The organism is Pseudomonas sp. NPDC077649 (assembly GCF_044542855.1).
Taxonomy (GTDB): Bacteria; Pseudomonadota; Gammaproteobacteria; order Pseudomonadales; family Pseudomonadaceae; genus Aquipseudomonas.
In genome coordinates this window covers 76,147-101,834 of record NZ_JBITVF010000009.1, presented here as the reverse complement: position 1 = coordinate 101,834, position 25,688 = coordinate 76,147, and the positions used below count along the sequence as shown (strand labels likewise).

Here is a 25,688-nt window from a genome sequence, read left to right as displayed (position 1 = left end):
CTCAGCCCTCCGCGGCCTGCTTGAGTTGGTGGAGCGCCTGGGCCAGGGCGACGTCTTCCAGACCCAGGCCGATGGAGCGGAAGAATACCGGACGGCGGTAGTCGGGCAGGGGCGCCGAGCCGTCGAGCAGCTCGGCCAGGTCGCCGCGGATCAGCGCGCGGTCCCACAGGTGCTGCTCGCTGGCCAGGCGCATCTCGCCGGCGCTGCCCGGGGTGGTGGCGCGGTAGTCGCAGTAGACGTCCATCTGCGCCAGGCTGGCCGGCGGCACCTCGTGGGCGCGCGGCGCGTTGGTGCTGATCGAGGTGATCAGTGCGGGCTGCTCGAACGTGGCGGGGTCGAGCACCGGGCCGGCCGAGGAGGTGCACAGCATGATCACCTCGGCATCGGCGCAGGCCTCGGCCTGGCTGGCGCACAGCTGCAGGCGCGGGTCGAGCTGCAGCAGCTCCTGCTGCGCGGCGGCGGGCTTGCCGGCCAGGCTCGGCGAGTACAGGCGGATGCTCTGCCAGTCGCGCAGGCCCTGCGCGTAACGCACATGGGCGCGCGCCACCGGGCCGCTGCCGATCACCGCCAGGCGGTTGGCCGCGGCCGGCGCCAGGGAGTCCACCGCCACGGCGGTGGTAGCCGCGGTGCGGGCGGTGGTGAGTTCGCCGGCATCGCACAGCAGCAGCGGCTGGCCGTCGTCCATCGACATCAGCAGGGTCCAGGCGGTGACGATGGCGCCGCGCTCGCCGGGGATATAGGGCGAGGTCTTGACCCCGTAGACGCGCTGCTCGGCCAGCACGCCGAGGTAGTTGATGAAGTCGCCGCCGCCAGGAAACTCCACCAGCTGCTGCGCCGGCTGCACCGCCTGGCCGCGCGCCAGGCTGCGGAACAGTTCGCGCATGGCCTGCACGACATCGACGCGGGCGAGGAGTTGGGCGGCTTCGGCCCGATGGATCAGATAGGGCGGGGTGCTGGGCATGGCGGCGGTATCCGGAATGAACTTATTTGTCCATTCTGGACTTATTGGTATCTGCTCGACAAGGGGCATGGCCGCCGGCTGTCCGAGGATGACGCATGGACGAAGCTGCTATCGGCACAGAAGCGATGGCGCCCGGGCGTATTTCGCGGATAGATCCGCTCCTGCAGGCTATGCAACGACCCGCGCTGACATCGCCAACAAAAAAGGCGAAGCCCTGGGGCTTCGCCTTCTGCTGCTGCGGCGGCGCGACTCAGTGGTGCTTGCGCGGCACCGGCTTGAGCAGTTCGTCCGGCGGCATCTCGCACTGGATCTTGCGCCCGATCAGCGCCTCGATCGGCGGCAGGGCGAAGGCGTCGTCCTCGCCGGCGAAGCTGATCGAGGTGCCGCTGCTGCCGGCGCGGCCGGTGCGGCCGATGCGGTGCACGTAGTCGTCCGGGTCTTCCGGCAGGGTGAAATTGATCACGTGGCTGATGGCGTCGACGTGGATGCCGCGGCCGGCCACGTCGGTGGCGACCATGACGCGGATCTTGCCCTCGCGGAAGCCCTCCAGGGCGCGGATGCGCTTGTGCTGCGGCACGTCACCGGACATCTGCACGGCGCTGACGCCGTCGCGGGTCAGGCGTTCCTCGATGCGGCGCACCTCGTCCTTGCGGTTGGCGAAGACCATCACCCGCGTCCAGTCGTTCTGCGTGATGAGGTTGTACAGCAGCTTGTACTTGTCGCTGCTGGCCACGGCGTAGACGTGCTGCTCGACGCTGTCGCTGGCGACGTTCTCCGGCTCGATCTCGACGATGGCCGGGTTGACTGTCCACTGCTTGGCCAGGTTCATCACGTCTTCGGTGAAGGTGGCGGAGAACAGCAGGGTCTGGCGCTCGCCCTTCATCGGGGTCTGGCGGATGATCTGGCGCACCTGGGGGATGAAGCCCATGTCGAGCATGCGGTCGGCTTCGTCGAGCACCATCACCTCGACCATGTCCAGGTGCACCTCGCCGCGCTGGTTGAAGTCCAGCAGGCGGCCCGGGGTGGCCACCAGGATGTCGCAGAAGCGCGATTCGAGCTGCTTGAGCTGCTTGTCGAAGTCCATGCCACCGACGAACTGCATGACGTTGAGGCCGGTGTACTTGGTCAGTGCGGCGGCGTCCTTGGCGATCTGCACCACCAGCTCGCGGGTCGGCGCGATGATCAGCGCGCGCGGCTCGCCCATGTAGCGTTCCTTCGGCGGCGGCGTCTGCAGCAGCTGGGTGATGATCGAAATGAGGAAGGCGGCGGTCTTGCCGGTGCCGGTCTGGGCGCGGCCGATGGCGTCCTGGCCCTTGAGGGTGTAGCCCAGCACGCCGGCCTGGATCGGCGTGCAGTAGGGGAAGCCGAGGTCGTGGATGGCGTGCATCAGCTCGGGGGCCAGCTTGAAGTCGTGGAAGCGGGTCTTGCCTTCGACCGGCTCGACCACGAAGTCTTCCAGCTTCCAGGTGTCCACCGGCTTGGCCGGGCGCTCGCGGCGCGGCTTGTCGGCCTTGGCCGGACGGGCGGGGCGTTCCGCGTTGGTTGCCGCGCTGGCGGCAGCGGTCTCGGGCTGGCGCGCAGGCTTGGGCATGCGGCTGGGTTTTTTCTGATCGCCGGCCTGGGCCTGGGCGGGCGCTACGGGCGCGGTGGCCGGTTGGGGCAGTTCGCCTTCGGCTTTGCCGAACATTTTCTTGAGTGCTTTGAGCACGGGCTTCTCATCGATTGGTTAAGGAATGAACGGCCGCCAGTGTAATGCAAGACGCGGGCGCGGCGAAGTGCCTCGCTCGTCCCTGTCAAGGGGCGAACGCGCTGGGCGGCTTATTTCGCCGGCAGGCTGGCCAGCAGCAGGCGCTGCACGTTGCCGCCCATGATCGCGGCGATCTGCTCGGGGGAGAAGCCGGCGCCCTGCAGGCCTTCGGTGAGCTGGGCCAGGCCGGTGACGTCGAACGGCGTGTGCACGGTGCCGTTGAAGTCCGAGCCCAGGGCCACGTGCGCGACGCCGACCTTGTCCGCCGTATAACGAATGGCGCGGACGATGGCGGCGACCGAGGTGTCGCACACCGCGGTGCTCCAGTAGCCGATGCCGATCACCCCGCCGGTGGCGGCGATGGCCTGCAGGTGCTTGTCGCTGAGGTTGCGCGTGCCGGGGCAGGTGCCCTCGACGCCGGTGTGCGACACCAGCACCGGGCGCGTGGCCATGGCCAGCACGTCGTCGATCAGCGGCCGCGAGGCGTGGGCCAGGTCGACCAGCATGGCTTTCTCTTCCAGGCGTTCGATCACCTGGCGACCCAGCGGGGTCAGGCCGCCTTTCTCCAGGCCATGGGCCGAGCCGCCGACTTCATTGTCGAAGAAGTGGGTCAGGCCGGCGATGCGGAAACCGGCGTCGTACAGCGCGTCGACGTTCTCCAGCTTGCCCTCGATGGGCTGCAGGCCCTCGGTGGCGAGCAGCGCGGCAACTCGCTGCGGATCCTGCCGCCAGGCCTCGACGAAGCGGGCCAGCTCGGCGCGGTTGCGGATCAGCACCAGGCGCCCGTCGCTGGCGTCTGCGGCCTCGCGCAGTTTCTCGGCCTGGTACAGCGCGCGCTGCAGCAGGCTGTCCCAGGTCGCGCGCGGCCAGCGCTGGGCCATGGCCAGCAGGGTGATGTTGTCGCTGTCGCCGGCGTTGCTTTCCATGTTCAGCCCGCGCGGGGTCTTGGTCACGGTGGAGAACACCTGCAGGCCGAGGCGCCCTTCGAGCATGCGCGGCAGGTCGGAGTGGCCATAGTCGTAGCGTTTGAGCAGGTCGCGTTCCCAGAGCAGGGCGTCGTCGTGCAGGTCGGCGACGAACAGGCCCTGGTGCAGCTGCTGCGCGCTGGCGCTGGCGGGGTAGGGCGGCGGCGAGGCCACGCTGTTCATCTGTGCGTCGATGACTTGAGGCAGGCCCAGCACGGCCAGGGTGGAGAGGGGAACCAGCAGCAGGGCGATCAGCAGTTTGCGCATAAAGGGTGGCCATCCAGGCGTGTTGTTATGCCGGCCACTCTAGCAGGGAAGCGGTACACCCTGGAGTAGGGTACGCCCTGCGCACCATGGTGAGCAGGGCTTAACCGCAGAGGCAGTTGCGTCCCTGCTGCTTGGCCTGGTATAGCGCGGCGTCGGCGCGGGCGATCAGGCTCTGCAGGCTGTCCTGGTGGCGCATCTGCGCCAGGCCGATGGAGATGGTCACCCCCGGCAGCACGCCGACCGGCGAATAGAAGGAGCCGATGCGTTCCAGGCTCTGGCGCAGGCGCTCGCCGATGCCGCGCGCGCCCTGGTCGGCGATCTCCGGCAGGAGGATGACGAACTCCTCGCCGCCGAAGCGCACCAGGCTGTCCTTCGGCCGCAGCTGGTTGCGCAGGGTATGGGCGACCAGGCACAGGGCGTAGTCGCCGGCCAGGTGGCCGTGCTGGTCGTTGTAGGCCTTGAAGTGGTCGACATCCAGCATCAGCAGCGACAGCGGCTCGTCGTTGAAGGCGCAGCGGGTGCTTTCGCGCTCGAACACGTGCTCCAGCCAGCGCCGGTTGAAGCTGCCGGTGAGGGTGTCGATATTGGCGTTCTGCTCGCTGTCGAGGATCAGCCGGTTGCCCCGGCGCACCCGTTCGCAAAGCAGCTCCAGGAGGTTCTGCATCAGTTGCGGCGATTGCTGGAACAGCGCGATCAGCGACTCGCGGTGCAGGCGCAGCACGGTGGAGGGCCGCTCGGCGACCACGTAGGCGCTGGGATGCTCGTTGTCGATGAAGCTGATCTCGCCGGCGCAGTCGCCGACTTCCAGGGTGCCGACCGGCTGGTTGTCCAGCGAGCCGAGGTAGACGCGCAGCTGGCCCTCGATCAGCAGGTAGAGGTGCTGGTTGCGGTTGAACGGGGAGAGCAGGACTTCGCCGGCCTCCAGTTCGCAGGCGCGAAATTCCCGCAGCAACTGGTCGAGGCTGCTGGCGGCGACCTTGTGGAACAGTCGCAGTCGTTGGATTTGCTGCAGGTCTGCCTGCCAGTGCGCCGGTTTCATCGCGATGTTGCCGGGCCTGGCGGGGCGTCGAGGCCAGATGGCATCGCAAACGCTCCTTGTCGTGGTGCAACAGCGTCTCGACATTATTCCCGGGTCGGGCCCCTGGCAATGCTCGGCCAAAGTTCGGCCGACCAGCGGTTGTACGTTGGTGCCAGGCTGTCGACTGGCGCGCGTCCCTGCGCGGCGACTTCAGTCGGGTAGGTGGAGGCGGTGGCCGACGGCGAAGCCGGCCAGGCGTTCGCGCACGGCCGCGGCCAGCGCCGGGTCGCGGCGCGGCAGGTGGATATGGGCGAGCTGGCCGGCCTGGTCGTCGCCGAGCACCTCGACACGGATCGCCGGCTCCAGCTCGGCCAGCGCCGCCTGGTAGACGCGGGCGATGGCATCGAAGCGCAGCGCCGGCTTGAAGGTCTTGCCCACCGCGGTCAGCGGGATGGCCTCGACTATCCAGACGTCCCTGGGCACCGCGGCGCGCTCGGGAATATGCGCGGCGGCATGTTCGAGCAGCTCGGCCTCGCCGGCCTGGGCGCCGGGCTTGAGCTGGACGTAGACCACCGGCAGTTCGCCGGCCTTCTCGTCCGGCTTGCCGACGGCGGCGGCCAGGGCCACGGCCGGGTGCTTGTGCAGCGCCTCCTCGATCAGCTGCGGGTCGATATTGTGGCCGCCGCGGATGATCAGGTCCTTGCTGCGCCCGGTCAGCCAGATGTAGCCGTCTTCGTCCATGCGGCCGAGGTCACCGGTATTGAACCAGTCGCCGTCGACCCAGATGCCGGCGTTCTTGCTCGCCTGCAGGTAACCCTTGAACACCGTGGCGCCGCGGATGCACAGGTTGCCGATCTCGTTGGGCGCGGCCTCGCGCAGGTACTGTCCCTGCTCGTCGAGCAGCTTGATGCGCACCTCGCAGTAGGGCATGCGCAGGCCGATGGAGCCGGGGCGGCGTTCGCCGGCCGGCGGATTGGCGCAGCTGCCGCAGGTGCCTTCGGTAAGGCCGTAGCCTTCGATCAGGCACAGTCCGGTCTTGGCCTCGAACTGGCGGATCAGCGCCACCGGCATCGGCGCGGCGCCGCACAGGGCGTATTTCAGCGAGCTCAGGTCATGCCCCGCGCTGGGCACCTGCAGCAGGCCGGCGTAGATGGTCGGCACGCCGCTGAAGAAGCTGACCTTGTGGCGCTCGATGATCTTCCAGAAATTGCCGATCAGCTTGGGGTTGCGATAGCCCTGCGGGGTGGCCAGCAGCACCTCGGCGCCGCCGGCGAAGGCGGTCAGGCCGGTGACGATCACGCCGTTGACGTGAAACAGCGGCAGGCCGCAGAGGGTCACGTCGCCGGGGGCGAAGCGGGTCACCAGGTTCATGCTGTAGGCCATGGCCACCTCGTTGCCGTGGCTGTGCGGCGCCAGCTTGGGCGTGCCGGTGGTGCCGCCGGTGTGGAAGTAGCTGGCGATGTCCTCGGCCTGGATGATCCGGCCGCTCTCCAGGTGGTCGCTCGGGCAGGCGGCAATGGTCTCGTCGAAGTCCAGCACGCCGTCCGGCAGCGCCCCGCGCTGGGCCTTGAGCGCACTGCGCTGAGGCTCCGGCAGCAGGTTGGCGAGATCCACGCAGAGCACCGCCTTGAGCGCCGGCAACTGGCCGCGCAGGGCCTCGACCTTGGCCCACAGGTCGGTGCCGGGGAAGGGCGCCAGGGTCACCAGCAGCTCGGAGTCCGAGGCGTGGATCAGCTCGGCGATATGCTCGGGCTCGAGCAGCGGGTTGATCGCATTGACGATCCCGGCCGCCTCGCCGCCCCAGATGGTGAAGTGGGTCTGCGGCAGGTTGGGCAGCAGGAAGGACACCGCCTTGCCCGGGCGCAGGCCGAGGCGGTGGAAGGCGTTGGCGGTCTGGGTGATTTTACCGAGCAGCTCGGCGTAGCTCAGGCGCAGCGGCTGTTCCTCGCCGTCGCCCTGGAGGATGAACGACAGCGCCGGGGCGTCCGGCTGGGCGACGGCCGTGCGGCGGATCAGCTCGTAGGTGCTGGCGGGCAGGTCGCGAGCACTGAGCGGGGTTTTCTCGATCTGCTCGATATCCTGCAGGGTGCGGATCAGCGGCGCTGTCGTCATTGGTGCATCTCTCAGTCGGGGCGGCGGGTATCTGCAGCCGGTTCAGGGTGACGCCGGGGCCGTGCCAGCGAGCCGCGGCGACGCCGAGAACCGCTGGTGCGCGCGGCGCACCCTTACCGGTCAGTCGGCGAGCCGTTGGCTCAGCCAGGCGGCGATATCGCGAATCTCCTCCGGCAGCACCTCGTGCGCCATCGGGTAGTCGCGCCATTGCACCGGCACCCCGCAGGCGTGCAGACGGTCGAACGCGGCGCGGCCCATGTCGGGCGTCACCACGTCGTCGAATCTGCCATGCAAACACAGCACCGGCAGTTGTCTTTTTGTATCCGTCAGCGGCATGTCGTCGCTGAAGGTCGGCGCGTAGGTCGAGAGTGCCAATACCCCGCCCAGGGTGTGCGGGTAACGCAGAAAGGCGGTATGCAGCACCACCGCGCCGCCCTGGGAGAAACCGGCGAGGATGATGCGCGCCGGTTCGATGCCGCTGGCGCGCTCGGCCTCGATCAACTCGATCACCTGCTGCGCCGACTGCTCCAGCTGCGCCTGGTCGATGGCGCGCGCCGGGCTCATGGCGAGGATGTCGTACCAGCTCGGCATGCTCCAGCCGCCGTTGATGGTGACGGGGCGGGTCGGCGCCTGCGGCAGGACGAAGCGGGTGCTGGGCAACTGTTCCTGCAGGGTTTCGGCGACCGGGAGGAAGTCGTAGCGATCGGCGCCCAGGCCGTGCAGCCAGATCACGCTGGCATCGGCAGGTTGTGGGGGCTGCAGGATCATGGGTGCGGTCATTGGTAGCTCCGGTGTGGTGCGTGTGCTTCAAATTGGGTCGGCGCCCTTTTCGAGGCTTGGCTAATCTGTGAATAAGTTGTCGCACGGGTGCAACTTTTGCTCTTGACCAGTCCGTATGCTGCTTTTTGCAAGGCGCTGGTACGGGGCTTGCTATAGCTGACCCGGACTGACGACGCGTGTGGTAACGGTAACACTGTGCCATCGCCGCACGCTCAACAGGCAGGAATCTGCTGTGTGGGGTTCCTTACCAGTTCGTCGGCGCGAACCTTCGCGCCGGCGGATGACGATCCGTCTCTGGCCCGTTCGACCAATGGGCAGGGCGAGGGCAGTTGGCCAGCAGAGGGTAATGCCGACTAGACTCACGCCTGAGGTCCGATCTTCCCGTCGATACCGTTGCTGCCAGCGGATCGCGTGCCTCATAAGGGTGGGGAAGCAGGACCGAGACTCCAACACAACAAGAGCAACTGGAGGTTTTAATGAAGATGGTGAAATCCACCCTGGCTGTGCTGACCACCGCAGCCGTACTTGGTGTCAGCGGCTTCGCGCAGGCGGGCGCTACCCTGGATGCGGTACAGAAGAAGGGCTTCGTGCAGTGCGGGATCAGCGATGGTCTGCCGGGCTTCTCCTACGCCGACGAGAAAGGCAATTACCTGGGTCTGGACGTCGACGTCTGCCGCGCCGTAGCGGCTGCGGTGTTCGGCGATGCGACCAAGGTCAAGTACAGTCCGCTGACCGCCAAGGAGCGCTTCACCGCGCTGCAGTCCGGCGAAGTCGACATCCTCTCGCGCAACACCACCTGGACCAGCTCGCGCGACGCGGCCCTGGGCCTGAACTTCACCGGCACCAACTACTACGACGGTCAGGGCTTCCTGGTTAACAAGAAGCTGGGCGTTTCCAGCGCCAAGGAGCTGGACGGCGCCACCGTGTGCATCCAGGCCGGTACCACCACCGAGCTGAACCTCTCCGACTACTTCCGTGCCAACGGCATGAAGTACACCCCCATCACCTACGATACCTCCGACGAGAGCGCCAAGTCGGTCGAAGCCGGCCGTTGCGACGTGCTGACCTCCGACCAGTCGCAGCTTTACGCGCAGCGCATCAAGCTGGCCAACCCGGACGACTACGTGGTGCTGCCGGAAGTCATCTCCAAGGAACCGCTGGGCCCGGTGGTGCGCCAGGGTGACGAGGAGTGGTTCGACATCGTGCGCTGGAGCCTGTTCGCCATGCTCAACGCCGAGGAACTGGGCGTGACTTCGGCCAACGTCGAAGAGCAGGCCAAGTCCACCAAGAACCCCGACGTCGCCCGTCTGCTCGGCGCCGAAGGCGAGTTCGGCAAGGATCTGAAGCTGCCGAAGGACTGGGCGGTGCAGATCGTCAAGCAAGTGGGTAACTACGGCGAGAGCTTCGACCGCAACGTCGGTGCCGGCAGCGAGCTGAAGATCGAGCGTGGCCTCAATGCCCTGTGGAACAAAGGTGGTCTGCAGTACGCACCGCCGGTGCGTTGATCGTCTGTATCGGCGCGCCAGCTAGGCGCGCCGGTTGTTCCTGATGACGTGAACCCCATGCCCGCGCCCGCGGGCATGGGGCTTCCAAGAGGGCTGTTATGCAAACTACTGCTAATGTCCCGCGCCCGCGAGGATCGGTCTGGACCGACCCCCAGGTGCGCGCGTGGCTATTCCAGATCATCGCCGTGGTCGCCGTCGTGGCGCTCGGCTGGTTCCTGTTCCAGAACACCCAGGCCAACCTCGAGAAGCGCGGGATCATTTCCGGCTTCAGTTTCCTGGGTAACAGTGCCGGATTCGGCATTGCCCAACACCTGATCGACTACAGCGAGAGCGATACCTACGGACGGGTGTTCGTCATCGGCCTGCTCAACACCTTGCTGGTGTCGGTGATCGGCATCGTCCTGGCCACCATCCTCGGCTTCATCCTCGGGGTGGCGCGGCTGTCGCCGAACTGGCTGATCAGCAAGCTGGCCACCGTCTATATCGAGATCTTCCGCAACATCCCGCCGCTGCTGCAGATTCTCTTCTGGTACTTCGCGGTGTTCCTCACCCTGCCGGGGCCCCGGCAGAGCCTGGAGATCGGCGAGACCTTCTTCCTCAACAGCCGCGGCCTGTACCTGCCGGCGCCGAGCCCGTCGGAGAGCTTCGGCCTGTTCGTCGGCGTGCTGCTGGCGACCATCGTCGCCATCGTGGTGATGGGGCGCTGGGCCAAGGCGCGCCGCGAGGCCACCGGCAAGGTGTTTCACGCCTTCTGGGCGTCGCTGGCGATGATCGTGGTGATCCCCGGCCTCACCGTGCTGATCGGCGGTAACCCGCTGGTGTGGAGCGTGCCGGAGTTGACCGGTTTCAACTTCCGTGGCGGCTGGGTGATGATCCCCGAGCTGATGGCGCTGACCCTGGCGCTGACCATCTACACCGCGGCTTTCATCGCCGAGAACGTTCGCTCCGGGATCATGGCGGTCAGCCATGGTCAGACCGAAGCGGCGCGCTCGCTTGGGTTGCGTCCGGGCATCACCCTGCGTTTGGTGATCATCCCGCAGGCACTGCGCGTGATCATTCCGCCACTGACCAGTCAGTACCTCAACCTGGCGAAGAACTCGTCCCTGGCCGCCGGTATCGGCTACCCGGACATGGTTTCGCTGTTCGCCGGCACCGTGCTCAACCAGACCGGCCAGGCCATCGAGGTGATCGCCATCACCATGAGTGTGTATCTGGCCATCAGCATCAGCATTTCCCTGCTGATGAACTGGTACAACAAGCGCATTGCGCTGATCGAGCGGTAAGGAGCAGCCATGCAGACTCATACATTCAAACCGGACCTGCCGCCGCCACGCCTGAGCGTTGGTGCGGTGGGCTGGCTCAAGGCCAACCTGTTTTCCAACTGGTTCAACAGCCTGTTGACCCTCTTTGCGCTTTATCTGATCTGGCTGGTGGTACCACCGCTGCTGCAGTGGGCGATCATCGATGCCAACTGGGTGGGCAGCACCCGTGCCGACTGCACCAAGGAAGGCGCGTGCTGGGTGTTCATCCAACAGCGTTTCGGTCAGTTCATGTACGGCTTCTACCCCAGCGAGCTGCGCTGGCGCGTGGACGCCACGCTGTGGCTGGCAATCGTCGGCGCGGCGCCGCTGTTCGTGCCGCAGATGCCGCGCAAGGCGTTCTACGGCCTGGGCTTCCTGGTTATCTATCCGGTGATCGCCTGGTGCCTGTTGCACGGCGGCGTATTCGGCCTGAGCGTGGTATCCACCAGCCAGTGGGGCGGCCTGATGCTGACCCTGGTGATCGCCTCCGTCGGCATCACCGGTGCCTTGCCGCTGGGTATCCTGCTGGCACTGGGGCGACGTTCCAACCTGCCGGCGATCAAGGTCATCTGCGTCACCTTCATCGAGTTCTGGCGCGGTGTGCCGCTGATCACCGTGCTGTTCATGTCCTCGGTGATGCTGCCCTTGTTCCTGCCCGAAGGCATGCATTTCGACAAGCTGATGCGTGCGCTGATCGGGGTGATCCTGTTCCAGTCTGCCTACATCGCCGAAGTGGTGCGCGGTGGTCTGCAGGCCATTCCCAAAGGGCAGTACGAGGCGGCCGCGGCCATGGGCCTGGGCTACTGGCGGATGATGGGCCTGGTGATCCTGCCGCAGGCGCTGAAGCTGGTGATCCCCGGCATCGTCAACACCTTTATCGCGCTGTTCAAGGACACCAGCCTGGTGATCATCATCGGCCTGTTCGACCTGCTCAACAGCATCAAGCAGGCGACCACCGACCCGGCCTGGCTGGGCATGGCCACCGAGGGCTACGTGTTCGCCGCGCTGATCTTCTGGATTTTCTGTTTCGGCATGTCCCGCTACTCCCTGCATCTGGAGAGAAAGCTGGATACCGGCCACAAGCGTTAGGAGTGAGTTATGAGTGAAGCCATCAAGAAGTCGTCCAGCGCCGAGCCGATGATCCTCATGCAGGCGGTGCACAAGTGGTACGGCCAGTTCCACGTGCTCAAGGACATCAACCTCAGCGTGCAGCAGGGCGAGCGCATCGTCCTCTGCGGCCCGTCCGGTTCGGGCAAGTCCACCACCATCCGCTGCCTCAACCGCCTGGAGGAACACCAGCAGGGGCGCATCGTGGTCGACGGTACCGAGCTGACCAGCGACCTCAAGCACATCGAGGCGATCCGCCGCGAAGTGGGCATGGTGTTCCAGCACTTCAACCTGTTCCCGCACCTGACCGTGCTGCAGAACTGCACCCTGGCGCCGATGTGGGTACGCAAGATGCCCAAGCGCCAGGCCGAGGAAGTCGCCATGCACTTTCTCGAGCGCGTGCGTATCCCCGAACAGGCGCACAAGTACCCGGGTCAGCTCTCCGGCGGCCAGCAGCAGCGCGTGGCGATCGCCCGCGCGCTGTGCATGAAGCCGAAGATCATGCTGTTCGACGAGCCGACCTCGGCGCTCGACCCGGAGATGGTCAAGGAAGTGCTCGACACCATGATCGGCCTGGCCGAGGACGGCATGACCATGCTCTGCGTGACCCACGAAATGGGCTTCGCCCGCACCGTGGCGAACCGGGTGATCTTCATGGACAAGGGTGAGATCGTCGAAGAGGCCGAGCCCAACACCTTCTTCACCAATCCGCAGAACGAGCGCACCAAGCTGTTCCTCAGTCAGATCCTGCACTGAGGCGGTTGCGCTGTGAACAGGGGGAGTCTTCGGGCTCCCTTTTTCATGGGGCCCAGAGGCGCCGCGCGCACCGCAGACCCAAACCCTCCGTTCGCTGGTGCGCATGGCCTAGACGGCCCCGCGACACCCTACAGGCCTGTAGCCCTGGAGCGCTTATGAACCACCCCAATGCCGAACTGATCCAGCGTTTCTATACGGCCTTCCAGCGCCTGGATGCCGAGGCCATGGCGGCCTGCTACGCCGCGGACATTCATTTCTCCGACCCGGTGTTCACCGACCTGCGTGGCGCCGCGGCCGGCGATATGTGGGGCATGCTGTGCAGCCGCGCCGAAGGCTTTTCGCTGACCTTCGATGCGGTGCAGGCCGACGACCGCCAGGGCAGCGCCCACTGGGTCGCCAGCTACCGCTTCAGCGCCACCGGGCGCCAGGTGGTCAACCGCATCCAGGCGCAGTTTCGCTTCGAGGGCGGACTGATAGTCGAGCACCGTGACCAGTTCGACCTGTGGCGCTGGGCCGGCCAGGCGCTCGGCGCCAAGGGCCTGCTGCTGGGCTGGGCGCCGCCGGTGCAGGGGGCCATCCGCCGGCAGGCGGCCAAGGGCCTGGCGCAGTTTCGCCAGGGGCGCCAGGAGGCGGCCGGCTGAGGCGCGCGGCTGAACGCAGTGGTAGGCTTGCCGGTCATAGCCTTCAATTAGGGATGCAGGCGCCTGTTGCCGCACCCAGCCACCCTCAGCCGAGATCCTGCCGTGACCGAATTGCTCGTAGCCGTGAAACAGGCCAAGGCCTGGGGCGTCCATGCCGTCACCGCCAGCGGGGTGATACTCGCCTTGCTGGCCCTGCTCGCCGTGCTCGACAGCCAGCCCAAGCAGTGCCTGCTGTGGCTCGGCCTGGCGCTGCTGGTCGATGGCCTGGACGGCTCGCTGGCGCGGCGCTACGACGTCAAGGGCGTGCTGCCGCACTTCGACGGCTCGACCCTGGACCTGGTGATCGACTACCTCACCTACGTGTTCATCCCGGCGATCTTCCTCTACCGCTTTATCCCGCTGCCCGATTTCACCGCGCTGTTCGCCGTGGGCCTGATCCTGGTGTCCTCGCTGTTCTGCTTCTGCAACCTCAACATGAAGAGCCAGGACAACTACTTCGTCGGCTTCCCGGCGGCGTGGAACGTGGTGGTGCTGTACTTCTACCTCCTCGACTTCCACCCCTGGCTGGCGCTCGGCACCATCGTCCTGCTGGCCGGCCTGACGCTGACCAAGATGAAGTTCCTGCATCCGTTTCGGGTGCGCCAGTTCATGCCGCTGAACATCGCCGTCACCAGCCTGTGGATGCTGGCCAGCGCGCTGCTGATCCTGCAGTACCCGCTCAACCAGCCCTGGCTGCTGGCCATCTGGCTGCTGGCGAGCGCCTATTTCGTCGGCGTCTGCCTGTGGCGCAGCGCGCGGGAATGGTGGCCTCGGCGCGGATGAACGCAGCGCTCGACAAAGCCTGGTTCGTCTACCTGGTACGCGCCGCCAACGGCGCGCTGTACTGCGGCATCAGCGACGACCCGCAACGACGTTTCGCCCAGCACCAGGCGGGCAAGGGCGCGCGCTTCTTCCATACCAGCCCGGCGCAGGCGCTGGCCTACGTCGAGGCCTGCGCCGGCAAGGGCGAGGCGCTGCGCCGCGAGCGGGCGATCAAGCGCCTGCCCAAGCGCGCCAAGGAAGCGCTGATTGCCGCCGGTGATGCCCCCTCATTCGCCTGAGGCGGTGGGCGCGGTCGGACCGGGCGGTTAAGCTGGGCCTTTCGACCCCGACGCGGAGTGCGCCATGCACGAGTTGATCCTGCACCATTACCCGACCTCGCTCTTTGCCGAGAAGGCCCGCCTGATGCTGGGCTTCAAGCAACTGTCCTGGCGTTCGGTGACGATTCCGCCGCTGATGCCCAAGCCGGATCTGACCGCGCTGACCGGCGGCTACCGCAAGACCCCGGTGCTGCAGGTGGGGGCCGATATCTACTGCGACACTGCACTGATCGCCCGCCGCCTGGAGGCGGAGAAGGCCACCCCGGCGCTGCTGCCCGAAGGCCAGGAGTTCAACGTCAGCCTGCTGGCGCAATGGGCCGACTCGGTGCTGTTCCAGCACGCCGTGGCACTGGTGTTCCAGCCCGAATCCATCGCCCTGCGTTTCGCCAAGCTGCCGCCGGAGTTCGTCAAGGCCTTCGTCGCCGACCGCAGCGCGCTGTTCTCCGGCGGCAGTGCCAGCCGCCTGCCGCTGGAGCAGGCCAAGCACCAGTGGCCGGTGCTGATGGGGCGCCTGCAGCAGCAGTTGCAGCGCGAGCCGGGCGACTTCCTGTTCGGCGAGCCGTCGCTGGCCGACTTCGCCGTGGCCCACTGCCTGTGGTTCCTGCGCGCCACTCCGGTGACCGCGCCGCTGGTCGACGACTACCCGGACGTCGCCGCCTGGCTCGGCCGGGTGCTGGGTTTCGGCCACGGTTCGCTGAGCGAGATGAGCGCCGAACAGGCCATCGCCGTGGCGCGCGAGGCGACCCCGGCGGCGCTGCCGGAGGAGGACTTCGTCGAGCCCAACGGCTTTGTCCGCGGCCAGCAGGTGAGCATCGCCGCGGTGGATTACGGCGTCGATCCGGTGGCGGGCGAGCTGCTGTTCGCCGGGCGCGAGGAGCTGATCCTGCGCCGCGAGGACGCGCGGGCCGGCGTGCTGCACGTGCACTTCCCGCGCCTGGGCTTTCGCATCGAGGCGCGCTGAGCGCCTGTTTTCGGCAGCGCGGGGCGATTCAGCCGGCCGCTCAGTAGGCGGCACGGATGGCGCGCTGGTCGTAGCCGTGGATGATCCGTCCGCGCATATCGATCAGCGGCACGCCGCGGCCGCCCAGGGCCTGGTGGCGCGCGCGGCCGGCGCTGTCCTTCTCGATATCCACCTCGCGGTAGGCGATGCCGTCCGCGGCGAACAGTTCGCGGGTCTTGGCGCAATAGCCGCACCAGCTGGTGGCATAGAGCACGACCTCGCCGCTGGCGTTGCCGGCCTGCGGTGGCTTGAGCCAGCGTTCGAGCCTGTCCCAGTTCTGCCACAGGGCCAGGGCGGCGAGGATCAGCAGGATTTTCTTCATTGGTGCGCGTCCTTGTGCGTGGTGGCGGCTTGCAGTTGTTCCAGGGTAAAGGGCGCCGGGCGATCCGGCCACTGCAGCTGCAATCTTTCCAGCTCGCGGGCCAGCAGGCTGGCCACCAGCAGGTCGCGCAGCCAGCGCTTGTGCGCCGGGATCAGGTACCAGGGCGCGGCGCCGCTGTGGCTGGCGGCGAGCAGCGTGCTCCAGCGCCGCTGGCGTTCGCCGAACTGCTGGTGCGACTGCAGGTCGCTGAGTTTGAGCTTCCAGCGTTTCGCCGGCTGCTCCAGGCGCTCGACCAGGCGGCGGTACTGCTCGGCCTGGTCGATCTGCAGGTAGCACTTGAGCACCACGATGCCCTGCGCCGCCAGGCCCTGCTCGAATTCCAGCGCCGCGGCCAGGCGCGCCGGCAGCTCGTCGTCGCCGCACAGGCCGTCCAGCGGGTCGCAGATCAGCGCCTCGTAATGACTGCGGTTGAATACGCCGAGCAGGCCGGGGGCTGGCAGGCGCTGGCGGTAGCGTTGCAGGAAGTGCTGGCCGCGCTCGGCCGCGTTCGGCGCCTGGAAGCTGTGCACGGCCAGGCCCTGCGGATTGCAGGCGCTGAGCACGCGGCGGATCACGCCGTCCTTGCCGCTGCAGTCCGGGCCTTGCAGCACCAGCAGCAGGGCCTGGCGGCGGTTGGCCCAGAGGCGCGTCTGCTGCTCCTGCAGCCAGGGCTTGAGCCGTTCCAGGCGGGCCTTGGCCTCGGCCTTGTCGAGGCCGAAGGTGTGCGCCGGATCGCCCGCCAGCGGCGCCCGCACGTCGCACAGGCAGGCGTCGAGCAGGGCGTTGGGCAGGCGCTGGCTCATGGGCGGTTTCCTTCAGCGGGGTGGCGGCAGGCCGGGCACAGCATGGCTGCGCCGTTCAGGCGCAGGCGCGGCAACTGGGCGGCGAGCAGCTGGAAATGTGCCAGGCGTTCGTAGCACAGCACCAGCTCGCCGGCGTCTCGACTGTACCAGGCATCCGCGGCGCCGCAATTGACCACGCGCAGGATCAGGTCGCGCGGCAGGCGGTAAACGGCGCTGGCGCGGGCGGCGATGGCCTCCACCTCGCCGCTGTCCTGCAGCAGCGCGAGCAGGCGCGCGCCGTTGGCGATGCGCTGTGCGGGCGCATCGAAGATCACCCGGATGCGATGGCCGTGCGGCTCGCCCGGCCTGCGCCCGTGCTGGCGCTTGACCCAGGCCAGGGCCCGGCTGACCTGCTGGTATTCCTGGTCGCAATAGAGCGCCCGCTCCATCGGCAGGCCGGTGACCTTGGGCACCCATTCCAGGCGATCCGGGTCGCTGCCATAGATCAGGCAGGCCAGGTTGTAGAAGCGCTGCGCGTCCAGGCCGTGACTGGCCCAGGCGTGCACCTCCTCGTAGTCGGGCTTGGGGCGTTGCCATTCCAGGCGCCAGTAGTCGGCGATGTCCAGCAGGCGGGCATAGAAGCCGGCGTCGCGCTGCCGGTCGGCGCTGAGAAACAGGCTGAGGAAGCCCAGCTGGTCGGCGGCGTCCTCCTCGCGCCCGAGTACCGGCAGATCCAGCTCGGCGATCAGCAGGTGGCCCATCTCGTGGAGCAGGGTGAACTCGGCGTTGGCACTGATGAAGCGCTCCTCGTCGCTGAGCAGCGCCTCGATCGGCGGCTCCTCGGAGGCGTCGGCCGCCAGCAGGACGAGGCCCAGCAGGGCGGCGGCGCAGTGGCGGCGCAAGGCAGGGGACGAGGGCATGGGCGCACCTCGCGGCGTGTTCTTGCAGTCTAGCCCAGTCGGGGCGCGCGTCAGTCCTGGCGGCGCTTGAGCTGATCCTTCAGCTGGGTTGGCAACTGGCGGATGATCAGCATGTCGCGGCCCTCGTCGTACTCGACCTTCGAGCCCAGCAGGTGCGCCTCGAAGCTGATCGACAGGCCCTCGGCGCGGCCGGTGAAGCGCTGGAACTGGCTCAAGGTGCGCTTGTCCGCCGGAAATTCCGGGGCCATGCCGTAATCCTTGTTGCGGATATGCTCGTAGAAGGCGCGTGGACGCTCTTCGTCGATCAGTCCGGAGAGTTCGTCGAGGGTGATCGGCTCGCCCATCTTGGCCTGGCTGGTGGCGTAGCCGACCAGGGTCTTGGTCTTCTCGCGCGCCTGCTCCTCCGGCAGATCCTCGCTTTCCACGAAGTCGCTGAAGGCCTTGAGCAGGGTACGGGTCTCGCCCGGGCCGTCGACGCCTTCCTGGCAGCCGATGAAGTCGCGGAAGTAGTCGGAGACCTTCTTGCCGTTCTTGCCCTTGATAAAGGAGATGTACTGCTTGGACTGCTTGTTGTTCTGCCACTCGCTGATGTTGATGCGCGCGGCCAGGTGCAACTGGCCCAGGTCCAGGTGCTTGGCCGGGGTCACGTCCAGCGCCTCGGTCACCGCCACGCCTTCGCTGTGGTGCAGCAGGGCGATGGCCAGGTAGTCGGTCATGCCCTGCTGGTAGTGCGCCAGCAGCACGTGGCCGCCGGTGGACAGGTTGGATTCCTCCATCAGCTTCTGCAGCTGTTCCACGGCCTGACGACTGAAGGCGGTGAAATCCTGTTCGCCATCCAGATAGCTCTTCAGCCAGCCGCTGAAGGGGTAGGCGCCGGACTCCTCGTGGAACAGGCCCCAGGCCTTGCCCTGCTTGGCGTTGTAGCTCTCGTTGAGGTCGGCCAGCAGGTTCTCCATGGCCGGCGAGGCGCTCAGCTCGCTGTCGCGGGCGTGCAGCACGGCAGGGCTGCCATCGGGTTTCTTGTCGATCAGGTGGACGATGCAGTGGCGGATCGGCATGGCGGTTCGGTCTTTGGCGGGTTCGCGATGGGAGTAACGCCGCAGGGGAGCAAGAAGGGCTCGCGCATCGGCAGCGTTGCGGCATGCGCAGAGTCTACCCGACATCGCTGCCGACTCCATGCCCGGGATGCCGCTGGGCACAGGATGCGAAGGGAGATTGCTGGCTATTTGCCGCTATCTGCAGTGATAGAGCTCTATTTTCTGGAAAAAATGCGCTTTCCGATTCGCGCGATGGCGCTTCCCGGTCTAGCGTCTGTGACGTCCACACGACGCAGTAAAGGGACGCACCGCGGCGGCGCCACAAGCGTCGCCGCCTTTCTCGATCTCCAAATATGGATTGGAGGAACACATGCGCAACAAGATCAATAATCGCCGTGTACTGGGCGCCGCCTTGCTGGCGGCACTTTCCGGGCAGGCCGTGGCGGCCAAGGCGCCGGATCTCACCGAGTTGTTCGATCAGTTCTGGAGCCCGACGCGGCTCGGCCCGGCCGAGTGCCGCTCCGGGGTGCTGAGCGCCACGCCGCTGCTGCTGCCGCGCTGCATGCAGGCGGCCAACAGCCTGATCCACATGCAGATGCTCAACGATATCGCCCAGGCCAACGGCGGCAACCGTGCGGCGGGGCTGCCCGGTTATCAGGGCTCGCTCGATTACGTGCAGGCCACCCTGGAGAGCGCCGGCTATGCCGTCAGCCGCCAGGCCTTCCCGTTCAGCGCCTTCTACCCGCAAGGCCCTGGCGTGCTGCAGAGTCTGGCGCCGACGCCGGCGCAGTACGAATGGGAGGTGGACTTCACCTACCTGTCGCAGACCGAGGCCGGCGACGTCGCCGCGCCGGTGGTGGCGGTGGATATCGCCCTGGGCGAGGGCAACCTGTCCACCAGCGGCTGCGAGGCCGAGGACTTCGCCGCGTTCCCCGCCGGCGCCATCGCCCTGCTGCAGCGCGGGGCCTGCAACTTCCAGATCAAGGCCGAGCACGCCGCCGACGCCGGCGCGGTTGGGGTGGTCATCTTCAACCAGGGCGACAGCGAGGATCGCAAGGGGCTGCTCAACGCCACCCTGGGCGACGGCTATGCCGGCGGCATTCCGGTGCTGTTCACCACCTATGACCTGGGCGTGAGCCTGGCGCAGACCGCCGAGCTGCGGCTGCGCATGGTCGCCGACGTGGTACGCGAGCGCACCGAGACCCACAACCTGATCGCCGAGAGCAAACGCGGCAATCCGGACAACGTGGTGATGGCCGGCGCGCACCTGGACTCGGTGTTCGAGGGTGCCGGGATCAACGACAACGGTTCGGGCAGCGCCGCGCTGCTGGAGCTGGCCGTGCAGATGGCCAAGGCCAAGCCGCAGAACAAGCTGCGTTTCGCCTGGTGGGGCGCCGAGGAATCGGGGCTGGTGGGGTCGACCTACTACGTCAACCAGCTGGCCGACGAGGAGAAGGCGAAGATCAAGGCCTACCTGAACTTCGACATGATCGCCTCGCCGAACTTCGCCTACTTCATCTACGACGGCGACGGCTCCGACTTCGGCCTGCAGGGGCCGCCCGGCTCGGCCGCGATCGAGCGGCTGTTCGGCGAGTACTACCGCCTGCGCGGTCTGCCGTTCGAAGGCGACGAGATCAGCTTCCGCTCCGACTACGCGCAGTTCTTCCTCGACGGCATCGCCTTCGGCGGGCTGTTCACCGGGGCCGAGGTGGTCAAGTCCGAAGAGCAGGCCAGTCGCTACGGTGGTACCGCCGGCATCGCCTTCGATCCCTGCTACCACGACGCCTGCGACGACCTGAACAACCTCGACCGGCGCGCCCTGGAGGTCAACGGCGATGCCATGGCCTTCGTCGCCAGCTGGCTGGCGCTGTCGACCAAGGTGGTGGACGACGAGATCGAGGCCAGCCGGGCCGAGCGCGGGCTGATGCGCAGCGCGCAAGCCTACGACATCACCCATTGGGGTAAGCACTGGGTCAAGTAGCGTCGTTCGCCGGTGCGCACGGCGCACCCTACGGCGTACAAGAAAAAGCCCGCGGTCGATTCGCGGGCTTTTTCGTTGCCCTGCGCTAGTCTCGATCCGCAGACGGCGCCAGGGACGAGGGGGCATGTTGCGGGGCGTCTCGCCGGCGTTGCTGCAGCGCTCGCAAGCGCTCGATCACGTAGCGCAGGTGCATATGCAGCTCGTACAGCTCGTTGGAGTAGGACAGCGGCACTTCGACCGCCGCCAGTTCGTCCTCCAGCTGTTCCAGGCGTTCGATCTCGCTGTCCAGCTCGGCCGGCAAGGAGCCGGCGTGCAGCTTGCGGTCGATCTCGCGCAGGTGCTTGTACCAGCGGTAGATGCGCGCGCGGATGCGCCACTGGTAGATCGGCCCCACCGCCTTGACCAGCGGGATCATCACCACGATCAGCGGGATCAGCAGGATGATGTAGCGGTCGGCCAGCGAGGCGATGCGAAACGGCAGGTAGCGCTGCAGGATCGGCAGGCCCTTGGCGTAGTAGTGCTCGGCATCCTGGTGCAGCTCGAAGGTGCGCGGTTCGGCGCTGGGGAAGGCGCCGGCGGCGTCGAGCAGGGTGCCGTTCTTCATCACCTCGCGGCTGGCGGCGAGAAACAGCGGCACCAGACCGGGGTTGAACTCTTCGTTGACCACCAGGGTGGCCACCGGGGCGAGGGTGACGATGTCGCGATCCGGCGCGTTGCTGGCCAGGTCGAGCAGGCCCTCGCCGACCGTGACGCGGTTGAAGAAGGGCAGGCGCGCCTCGTAGGCGGCGGCGCGGCGAAAGTGTGCCAGGGCGATATCGGGGCTGGCCGCCAGCTGTTGCACCAGGGCGTTCTCCGCCGGGCCGACGAAGAACGCCGCGTCCAGCTCGCCGGCCAGCAGCGCGCGGGCCGCCTTGCCGCCGCCGAGGCTCTGCCAGGTGGCGGGGTATTGCTCTGGGGCGATGGCGTTGGCGCCGAGAATGGCGTCGCTGGCGGCCCGGGTGCCGCTGCCTTCGCCGCCGAGGCCGAGGCGCAGCGGCAGCAGGTCGGCGATGCGGTCGAGGCTGGCCTCGCGCCGATAGAGCCGATAGAACAGCCACAGCGGTTCCTGGTAGATCGCCCCCAGGCTCTCCAGCCGTTGCTGCTCGGCCGGCGCGAGCTGGCGTTCCAGGCCGCTCTGCACCAGGGCGATCTGCACCTGGGGAGCGTCGGCCAGCAACTGCTGCAGGTTGTCGCGCGAGCCGGAGGTGGGCACCAGGTGCAGCTCGAAGCCTTCCTTGGCCAGTTCCTCCTTGAGCCGTTCGGCGAACTGCTGGTAGGCGCCGCCCTGGGTGCCGGTGGCCATGCTGGCGCTCATCGGCGGCGGCGGGGCGACGAACTGGAACAGCGCCCAGACCAGTGCGGCCACCACCGGCACTATCCACAGGTTGGCCAGGATCATGATCTTCAGGTCGTTCAGCACGCGGCGCATGGGGCATCCTTGGGGGTGAAAGTCGCGAAGCGACGCCTTCCTGGTGTCCTTCTCCCGCAGGAGAAGCTGGCGCGCAGCGCCGGATAAGGGCAGGCGGGTTCGCTGCAAGGATAGAACCCCAAGCGCCCTGTGGTCACGCCATAGGGTGTCGCGGTGTACGCAACGCAAACATCGCCTATCGACCCCCTGTGCGCATGGCGCCCCCTACGCCAGGGACCTGCGCGTCGCACGCAATTGATCGAGCAGCAGCAACAGGCCGAGCAGGACCAGGGCGTACAGCGCATCGCCACCGAGCATCGCCAGTACCGCGGCGCACAGCAGCGTGGCCAGCCCGGCCAGCCAGCGCCACACCCCGCGCAGCAGCACCGCGCCGGCGGCCATGCTGAACAGGTAGATCAGCACGAAGTTGCCGTTGGCGTAGCGGATCAGGTCGTCCACCGACAGCTCGAGCACGGCGGCCAGCAGCGCGCACAGGGCGCAACTGGCGACCACCAGCAGCAAGGCGCGAGCCGGCACGCCCCGGCCGTTGCGCCGGGCCAGCGGCGCCGGCAGCTTGCCCTCGTCGGCCAGGCTCCAGATCAGCCGGGCGAAGCCCTGGATATACACGTTCATCGAGGCGAAGCAGGCCAGGTAGCCGACCAGCGCCACCAGCACGCGGGCACGTTCGCCCAGCAGCAGCTCGAACAGTCGCGGCAGGGCGGTGGTGTCGCTGTGCACGTCGCCATGGGTGGCGAAGCTCAGCACCGCCACCGAACAGGCCCAGTACACCAGGCCGGCGAGCAGCACGCCGAGCAGCAGGGCCAGGGGGAAGTCGCGCTCGGGGCGCTTGAACTCCTCGCCCAGGTGGGTGAAGGCCTCGATGCCGACGAAGCACCAGAACATCACCCCCAGCGCCGCCGGCAGCAGCTGCCACTGGCCGCTCAGCGGCGGCAGCAGCGGCTGGCTGGCGCGCGGCAAGTCGCCGACCCACCAGATCAGCGCCACGCTGGCGACTATCGCCACCGCGATCAGCCCCTGCAGCACGCCCGAGGTTTTGGCCGGACGCTGGCCGAGCAGCAGGATGGCGCCGAGGGTGGCCAGCTGGATCGCCAGCAGCCCGGCGCTGGAGAGGTCGAACAGGGCCAGCCAGAAACCGCTGGCGATATGCAGCGCGGCGGGCAGTCCGACCGGCAGCACGGCGAGAAACAGCAGCGCGCTGACCCCTTCCAGGCGCTGGCCGAAGGCGCGGCCGATCAGGTGCGGCGCGCCGCCGGCATGGGGGAAGCGCTTGCCCAGCTGGGCGAAGGTGAAGGCCACCGGCAGCACCAGGGCGATCAGCACCAGCCAGGCCCACAGCGAGGCCTGCCCGGCGGCGGTGGCGGCCAGCGCCGGCACCACGAAGATGCCGGTGCCGAGCAGCGAGGTGCTGAGCAGGGCGATGCCCTGCAGCAGGCCCAGTTCCTTGTTCAGTCGACTCATGGGGTATGCTCGTGTCCTTGCGCAGAATCCCGCCATGGTAAGCCGGCGCTCCCGTGCAGGGCGTCGGCTTTCGCCGTCGAAACGGCGGTTCTGTCCCTCAACCCGCTTGTTGTCTGAGAGTCCCCGTGGACAAGTTCGACCGCCAGATCCTCGCCCTGCTGCGCCGCGATGCGCGCACCCCCGTCAGCCAGATCGCCCGCGAGGTGAACCTCTCGCGTTCGGCGGTCAGCGAGCGCATCCGCCAGCTGGAAGGCGGCGGGGTGATCCGCGGCTACCACGCCCAGGTCGCCGAGCCGGGGGCGGACGCGGTCAAGGCCTTCTTCGAGCTGTTCTACAAGGACGGCCGCTGCCAGGACTACGTCGAGCGCATGCGCCTGTACCCGGAAATCCGCCGCTGCTGCGGCATCAGCGGCGAGACCGACATGCTGGTTTACGTCGAGGCGGCCAGCATGACGCGCCTGAGCGAGATTCGCGACGCCCTCGAGGCCTTCCCGCAGATGCAGCGGGTCAAGACCCATATGGTGGTGCAGGAGTGGCCGCTGTGAGCCTGCGCCTGCTGCACAGCTCCGACTGGCACCTGGGCCAGCACTTCATGGGCAAGACCCGCCAGGCCGAGCATCAGGCATTCTGCGCCTGGCTGCTGGAACAGGTGCGGGCGCACGCGGTGGACGTGCTGCTGATCGCCGGCGACGTGTTCGACACCGGCGCGCCGCCCAGCTATGCGCGCGAGCAGTACAACCGCCTGGTGGTCGAGCTGCGCGACGCCGGCTGCGCGCTGATCGTGCTCGGCGGCAACCATGACTCGCCGGCCATGCTCGGCGAAAGCAGAACCCTGCTGGCCCAGCTCGGCGCGCGGGTGGTCCCCGGCGTCGGCCTCGACCCCGCCGAACAGCTGCTGGTGCTGCACGACCGCGCCGGCGCGCCGGGCGCCATCCTCTGTGCCATTCCCTTTATCCGTCCGCGCGAGGTGCTGGCCAGCCAGGCCGGGCAGAGCGCGCAGGACAAGCAGCAGTCGCTGCAGCAGGCCATCGCCGAGCACTACCAGACGCTGTTCGCCCTGGCCGAGGCCCGCCGCGCCGAACTGGGCCTGGCCCTGCCGATCATCGCCAGCGGCCACCTCACCACGGTCGGCGCCAGCGCCAGCGAATCGGTGCGCGAGATCTACGTCGGCAGCCTGGAGGCCTTTCCCACCAGCGCCTTCCCGCCGGCCGACTATATCGCCCTGGGCCATATCCACCGGCCGCAGAAGGTCGCCGGCCTGGAGCAGATCCGCTACTGCGGCTCGCCGATTGCGCTGTCCTTCGACGAGGCCAGGCAGCAGAAGGAAGTGCTGCTGGTCGAGTTCGGCGCCGGCGCTTTGCAGGCGGTCACGCCGCTGCCCGTACCCTGCTTCCAGCCCCTGGCCAGCCTGCGCGGCTCGCTCGCGGAACTAGCGGATGCCATCGCCGAACAGGCCGCCCAGGGCAGCGCCGAACGGCCGGTATGGCTGGAGGTGCAGGTGCGCGGCGACGACTACCTGAGCGACCTGCAGAGCCGCATCGCCGCACTGTGCGAAGGGCTGCCGGTGGAAGTGCTGCGCATCCGCCGCGAACGCGGCAATGCCGCCGCCAGCCTGGCCAGCGAGGCGCGCGAGACGCTGGACGAACTGTCCGCCGCCGAGGTGTTCGACAGACGCCTGCAGCAGGAGCAACTGGGCGAGGAAGAGACGCAGCGCTTGCAGGGGCTTTATCGCCGGGTGCTGGACGAGTTGACGGGGGATTGAAGCCGGCCGCTCCAAGCGTCGTCGGGCATGACGGTCCAAGTACGACTACCCTGCAAGGCTCGGGGGCTCGCCAGCGATCCGCAGAATTTAGTCCATGCAGTTTGGCTCAGGGATGCTGCTCGCCGCCAACTCACCATGACCAGGTTATTCAAGGAGCGAAGCATGGCTTTAAATCCAAACATCAACGATGAGGGGGCGCCTACCGGTGGGCGTGGTCTCGAGGACATCAGTATCGAGCCGCGCTTGTTTCAAGAGGCGCAGGGGCTTATCGACTCGATTGACGACACTTCCAAGATCTTTAGAAGTCGGACGAGGAACTCGCAGTACGAGAGCGACAAATTGCACGTCGATGCGGTGCCGATTGGTAACAGGACCTATCCCTACAAGATCGAGGTGCAACGAAAGAAGGGCTCGAAGAACACCGTTGCCGTCTGCATAGCTGCTGCTAGCGCATCCGCCGGCGATGTCAGGGCCGCACTGCATGCCAGCCTTGGCGATCACCATATATGGTCGGCCCAATAAGGATAATCTTGGCGCACCGTTGCGATAGCCACAGGGTGAAACGTGTCGCGGTATTTGACTCTGTGGTTATCGTTGGGCAACAGCGCCATCTGTCCAGT

The 25,688-nt window shown here is 67.4% G+C and carries 24 protein-coding genes; 12 read left to right on the top strand and 12 right to left on the bottom strand.

Annotated elements, in window-relative coordinates; translation table 11 throughout:
• Position 1: 1 nt before the first annotated feature.
• From ACIGFL_RS22145 to ACIGFL_RS22120, 6 genes are all read right to left on the bottom strand, one after another.
• Positions 2-961 carry an ornithine cyclodeaminase family protein gene (locus tag ACIGFL_RS22145; protein ID WP_397498589.1) on the bottom strand — a complete coding sequence of 320 codons (960 nt, stop codon included), beginning with the start codon at positions 959-961 and terminating at the stop codon, positions 2-4.
• 250 nt (positions 962-1,211) lie between these two features.
• Positions 1,212-2,669 (bottom strand): ATP-dependent RNA helicase RhlB, encoded by a 1,458-nt coding sequence (gene rhlB / locus ACIGFL_RS22140; protein WP_397498588.1) that lies wholly within the window; start codon positions 2,667-2,669, stop codon positions 1,212-1,214.
• Positions 2,670-2,779: 110 nt separating this feature from the next.
• On the bottom strand, positions 2,780-3,940 hold the full coding sequence (locus ACIGFL_RS22135) for a dipeptidase (RefSeq protein ID WP_397498587.1): 1,161 nt from the start codon (positions 3,938-3,940) through the stop codon (positions 2,780-2,782).
• Between the two features lie 100 nt (positions 3,941-4,040).
• On the bottom strand, positions 4,041-4,979 hold the full coding sequence (locus ACIGFL_RS22130) for a GGDEF domain-containing protein (RefSeq protein ID WP_397498586.1): 939 nt from the start codon (positions 4,977-4,979) through the stop codon (positions 4,041-4,043).
• Between the two features lie 189 nt (positions 4,980-5,168).
• Positions 5,169-7,070 (bottom strand): acyl-CoA synthetase, encoded by a 1,902-nt coding sequence (locus tag ACIGFL_RS22125; RefSeq protein ID WP_397498585.1) that lies wholly within the window; start codon positions 7,068-7,070, stop codon positions 5,169-5,171.
• Positions 7,071-7,190: 120 nt separating this feature from the next.
• Positions 7,191-7,850: an alpha/beta hydrolase gene (locus tag ACIGFL_RS22120; RefSeq protein WP_397498584.1), complete on the bottom strand. Its 660-nt coding sequence runs from the start codon at positions 7,848-7,850 to the stop codon at positions 7,191-7,193.
• A gap of 476 nt (positions 7,851-8,326) precedes the next feature.
• Here ACIGFL_RS22120 and ACIGFL_RS22115 point away from each other — a divergent pair, with 476 nt between their 5' ends.
• The 8 genes from ACIGFL_RS22115 to ACIGFL_RS22080 all read left to right on the top strand — a co-directional run bounded on the left by ACIGFL_RS22115 (position 8,327) and on the right by ACIGFL_RS22080 (position 15,260).
• The gene (locus tag ACIGFL_RS22115) at positions 8,327-9,355 is read left to right on the top strand and encodes an amino acid ABC transporter substrate-binding protein (protein WP_397498583.1); all 1,029 of its coding nucleotides are present in this window, start codon (positions 8,327-8,329) and stop codon (positions 9,353-9,355) included.
• A 98-nt stretch (positions 9,356-9,453) separates the two neighbouring features.
• The gene (locus ACIGFL_RS22110) at positions 9,454-10,638 is read left to right on the top strand and encodes an amino acid ABC transporter permease (protein ID WP_397498582.1); all 1,185 of its coding nucleotides are present in this window, start codon (positions 9,454-9,456) and stop codon (positions 10,636-10,638) included.
• A gap of 9 nt (positions 10,639-10,647) precedes the next feature.
• A complete protein-coding gene (locus tag ACIGFL_RS22105) occupies positions 10,648-11,745 on the top strand; it encodes an amino acid ABC transporter permease (RefSeq protein ID WP_397498581.1) in 1,098 nt (365 codons plus the stop codon).
• A 9-nt stretch (positions 11,746-11,754) separates the two neighbouring features.
• Positions 11,755-12,519 carry an amino acid ABC transporter ATP-binding protein gene (locus tag ACIGFL_RS22100; protein WP_021445750.1) on the top strand — a complete coding sequence of 255 codons (765 nt, stop codon included), beginning with the start codon at positions 11,755-11,757 and terminating at the stop codon, positions 12,517-12,519.
• Positions 12,520-12,674: 155 nt separating this feature from the next.
• Positions 12,675-13,160: a nuclear transport factor 2 family protein gene (locus tag ACIGFL_RS22095; protein WP_397498580.1), complete on the top strand. Its 486-nt coding sequence runs from the start codon at positions 12,675-12,677 to the stop codon at positions 13,158-13,160.
• A 102-nt stretch (positions 13,161-13,262) separates the two neighbouring features.
• A complete protein-coding gene (pcsA, locus tag ACIGFL_RS22090) occupies positions 13,263-13,982 on the top strand; it encodes a phosphatidylcholine synthase (protein ID WP_397498579.1) in 720 nt (239 codons plus the stop codon).
• A complete protein-coding gene (locus ACIGFL_RS22085) occupies positions 13,979-14,260 on the top strand; it encodes a GIY-YIG nuclease family protein (RefSeq protein ID WP_031303765.1) in 282 nt (93 codons plus the stop codon). Before pcsA ends, ACIGFL_RS22085 begins: the two co-directional genes overlap by 4 nt.
• Before the next feature lie 64 nt (positions 14,261-14,324).
• Positions 14,325-15,260 carry a glutathione S-transferase family protein gene (locus ACIGFL_RS22080; RefSeq protein ID WP_397498578.1) on the top strand — a complete coding sequence of 312 codons (936 nt, stop codon included), beginning with the start codon at positions 14,325-14,327 and terminating at the stop codon, positions 15,258-15,260.
• A 40-nt stretch (positions 15,261-15,300) separates the two neighbouring features.
• Here ACIGFL_RS22080 and ACIGFL_RS22075 read toward each other — a convergent pair whose 3' ends face one another.
• Genes ACIGFL_RS22075 through yejK form a run of 4 tightly spaced genes read right to left on the bottom strand, consistent with a single transcriptional unit; the run spans position 15,301 to position 18,420 of the window.
• On the bottom strand, positions 15,301-15,621 hold the full coding sequence (locus ACIGFL_RS22075) for a glutaredoxin family protein (protein ID WP_397498577.1): 321 nt from the start codon (positions 15,619-15,621) through the stop codon (positions 15,301-15,303).
• Positions 15,618-16,463, bottom strand: a complete 846-nt coding sequence (locus ACIGFL_RS22070) for a polyphosphate kinase 2 family protein (RefSeq protein ID WP_397498576.1) — start codon at positions 16,461-16,463, stop codon at positions 15,618-15,620. Before ACIGFL_RS22070 ends, ACIGFL_RS22075 begins: the two co-directional genes overlap by 4 nt.
• Entirely contained in the window at positions 16,460-17,362 is a 903-nt protein-coding gene (locus ACIGFL_RS22065; RefSeq protein ID WP_397498575.1) for a DUF4344 domain-containing metallopeptidase, read from the bottom strand. The genes ACIGFL_RS22070 and ACIGFL_RS22065 overlap by 4 nt, the downstream gene beginning before the upstream one ends.
• A 50-nt stretch (positions 17,363-17,412) precedes the next feature.
• Positions 17,413-18,420, bottom strand: coding sequence for a nucleoid-associated protein YejK (gene yejK, locus ACIGFL_RS22060; protein WP_021445742.1), 1,008 nt, complete (start codon positions 18,418-18,420; stop codon positions 17,413-17,415).
• A 349-nt stretch (positions 18,421-18,769) separates the two neighbouring features.
• On the opposite strand from yejK, the gene ACIGFL_RS22055 reads away from it, so the two are divergent.
• Positions 18,770-20,380 (top strand): M28 family metallopeptidase, encoded by a 1,611-nt coding sequence (locus ACIGFL_RS22055; protein ID WP_397498574.1) that lies wholly within the window; start codon positions 18,770-18,772, stop codon positions 20,378-20,380.
• Between the two features lie 85 nt (positions 20,381-20,465).
• On the opposite strand, the gene ACIGFL_RS22050 is transcribed toward ACIGFL_RS22055, so the two are convergent.
• Together ACIGFL_RS22050 and yjeH are read right to left on the bottom strand one after the other, a co-directional pair.
• Entirely contained in the window at positions 20,466-21,848 is a 1,383-nt protein-coding gene (locus tag ACIGFL_RS22050; protein WP_397498573.1) for a TAXI family TRAP transporter solute-binding subunit, read from the bottom strand.
• 204 nt (positions 21,849-22,052) lie between these two features.
• Complete coding sequence (yjeH, locus tag ACIGFL_RS22045) at positions 22,053-23,306, bottom strand: L-methionine/branched-chain amino acid transporter (RefSeq protein WP_397498572.1); 1,254 nt, start codon at positions 23,304-23,306, stop codon at positions 22,053-22,055.
• Between the two features lie 125 nt (positions 23,307-23,431).
• Here yjeH and ACIGFL_RS22040 point away from each other — a divergent pair, with 125 nt between their 5' ends.
• The 3 genes from ACIGFL_RS22040 (at position 23,432) to ACIGFL_RS22030 (ending at position 25,590) form a co-directional block, all read left to right on the top strand.
• Positions 23,432-23,851 carry an Lrp/AsnC family transcriptional regulator gene (locus ACIGFL_RS22040; RefSeq protein ID WP_021444208.1) on the top strand — a complete coding sequence of 140 codons (420 nt, stop codon included), beginning with the start codon at positions 23,432-23,434 and terminating at the stop codon, positions 23,849-23,851.
• A 2-nt stretch (positions 23,852-23,853) separates the two neighbouring features.
• A complete protein-coding gene (sbcD, locus tag ACIGFL_RS22035) occupies positions 23,854-25,068 on the top strand; it encodes an exonuclease subunit SbcD (RefSeq protein WP_397498611.1) in 1,215 nt (404 codons plus the stop codon).
• Between the two features lie 162 nt (positions 25,069-25,230).
• Positions 25,231-25,590 (top strand): hypothetical protein, encoded by a 360-nt coding sequence (locus ACIGFL_RS22030; RefSeq protein WP_397498571.1) that lies wholly within the window; start codon positions 25,231-25,233, stop codon positions 25,588-25,590.
• Positions 25,591-25,688 lie beyond the last annotated feature (98 nt).

Excerpts from the sequence above, each read along its gene's own strand:
- ACIGFL_RS22115 (WP_397498583.1), top strand. The coding sequence starts at position 8,327 with ATGAAGATGGTGAAATCCACCCTGGCTGTGCTGACCACCGCAGCCGTA.
- ACIGFL_RS22125 (WP_397498585.1), bottom strand. The coding sequence starts at position 7,070 with ATGACGACAGCGCCGCTGATCCGCACCCTGCAGGATATCGAGCAGATC.
- ACIGFL_RS22100 (WP_021445750.1), top strand. The coding sequence starts at position 11,755 with ATGAGTGAAGCCATCAAGAAGTCGTCCAGCGCCGAGCCGATGATCCTC.
- ACIGFL_RS22130 (WP_397498586.1), bottom strand. The coding sequence starts at position 4,979 with ATGAAACCGGCGCACTGGCAGGCAGACCTGCAGCAAATCCAACGACTG.
- ACIGFL_RS22135 (WP_397498587.1), bottom strand. The coding sequence starts at position 3,940 with ATGCGCAAACTGCTGATCGCCCTGCTGCTGGTTCCCCTCTCCACCCTG.
- ACIGFL_RS22080 (WP_397498578.1), top strand. The coding sequence starts at position 14,325 with ATGCACGAGTTGATCCTGCACCATTACCCGACCTCGCTCTTTGCCGAG.
- ACIGFL_RS22050 (WP_397498573.1), bottom strand. The coding sequence starts at position 21,848 with ATGCGCCGCGTGCTGAACGACCTGAAGATCATGATCCTGGCCAACCTG.
- ACIGFL_RS22095 (WP_397498580.1), top strand. The coding sequence starts at position 12,675 with ATGAACCACCCCAATGCCGAACTGATCCAGCGTTTCTATACGGCCTTC.
- ACIGFL_RS22145 (WP_397498589.1), bottom strand. The coding sequence starts at position 961 with ATGCCCAGCACCCCGCCCTATCTGATCCATCGGGCCGAAGCCGCCCAA.
- yejK (WP_021445742.1), bottom strand. The coding sequence starts at position 18,420 with ATGCCGATCCGCCACTGCATCGTCCACCTGATCGACAAGAAACCCGAT.
- ACIGFL_RS22065 (WP_397498575.1), bottom strand. The coding sequence starts at position 17,362 with ATGCCCTCGTCCCCTGCCTTGCGCCGCCACTGCGCCGCCGCCCTGCTG.
- ACIGFL_RS22105 (WP_397498581.1), top strand. The coding sequence starts at position 10,648 with ATGCAGACTCATACATTCAAACCGGACCTGCCGCCGCCACGCCTGAGC.
- ACIGFL_RS22055 (WP_397498574.1), top strand. The coding sequence starts at position 18,770 with ATGCGCAACAAGATCAATAATCGCCGTGTACTGGGCGCCGCCTTGCTG.
- ACIGFL_RS22070 (WP_397498576.1), bottom strand. The coding sequence starts at position 16,463 with ATGAGCCAGCGCCTGCCCAACGCCCTGCTCGACGCCTGCCTGTGCGAC.
- ACIGFL_RS22085 (WP_031303765.1), top strand. The coding sequence starts at position 13,979 with ATGAACGCAGCGCTCGACAAAGCCTGGTTCGTCTACCTGGTACGCGCC.
- ACIGFL_RS22030 (WP_397498571.1), top strand. The coding sequence starts at position 25,231 with ATGGCTTTAAATCCAAACATCAACGATGAGGGGGCGCCTACCGGTGGG.
- ACIGFL_RS22075 (WP_397498577.1), bottom strand. The coding sequence starts at position 15,621 with ATGAAGAAAATCCTGCTGATCCTCGCCGCCCTGGCCCTGTGGCAGAAC.
- yjeH (WP_397498572.1), bottom strand. The coding sequence starts at position 23,306 with ATGAGTCGACTGAACAAGGAACTGGGCCTGCTGCAGGGCATCGCCCTG.
- ACIGFL_RS22120 (WP_397498584.1), bottom strand. The coding sequence starts at position 7,850 with ATGACCGCACCCATGATCCTGCAGCCCCCACAACCTGCCGATGCCAGC.
- ACIGFL_RS22110 (WP_397498582.1), top strand. The coding sequence starts at position 9,454 with ATGCAAACTACTGCTAATGTCCCGCGCCCGCGAGGATCGGTCTGGACC.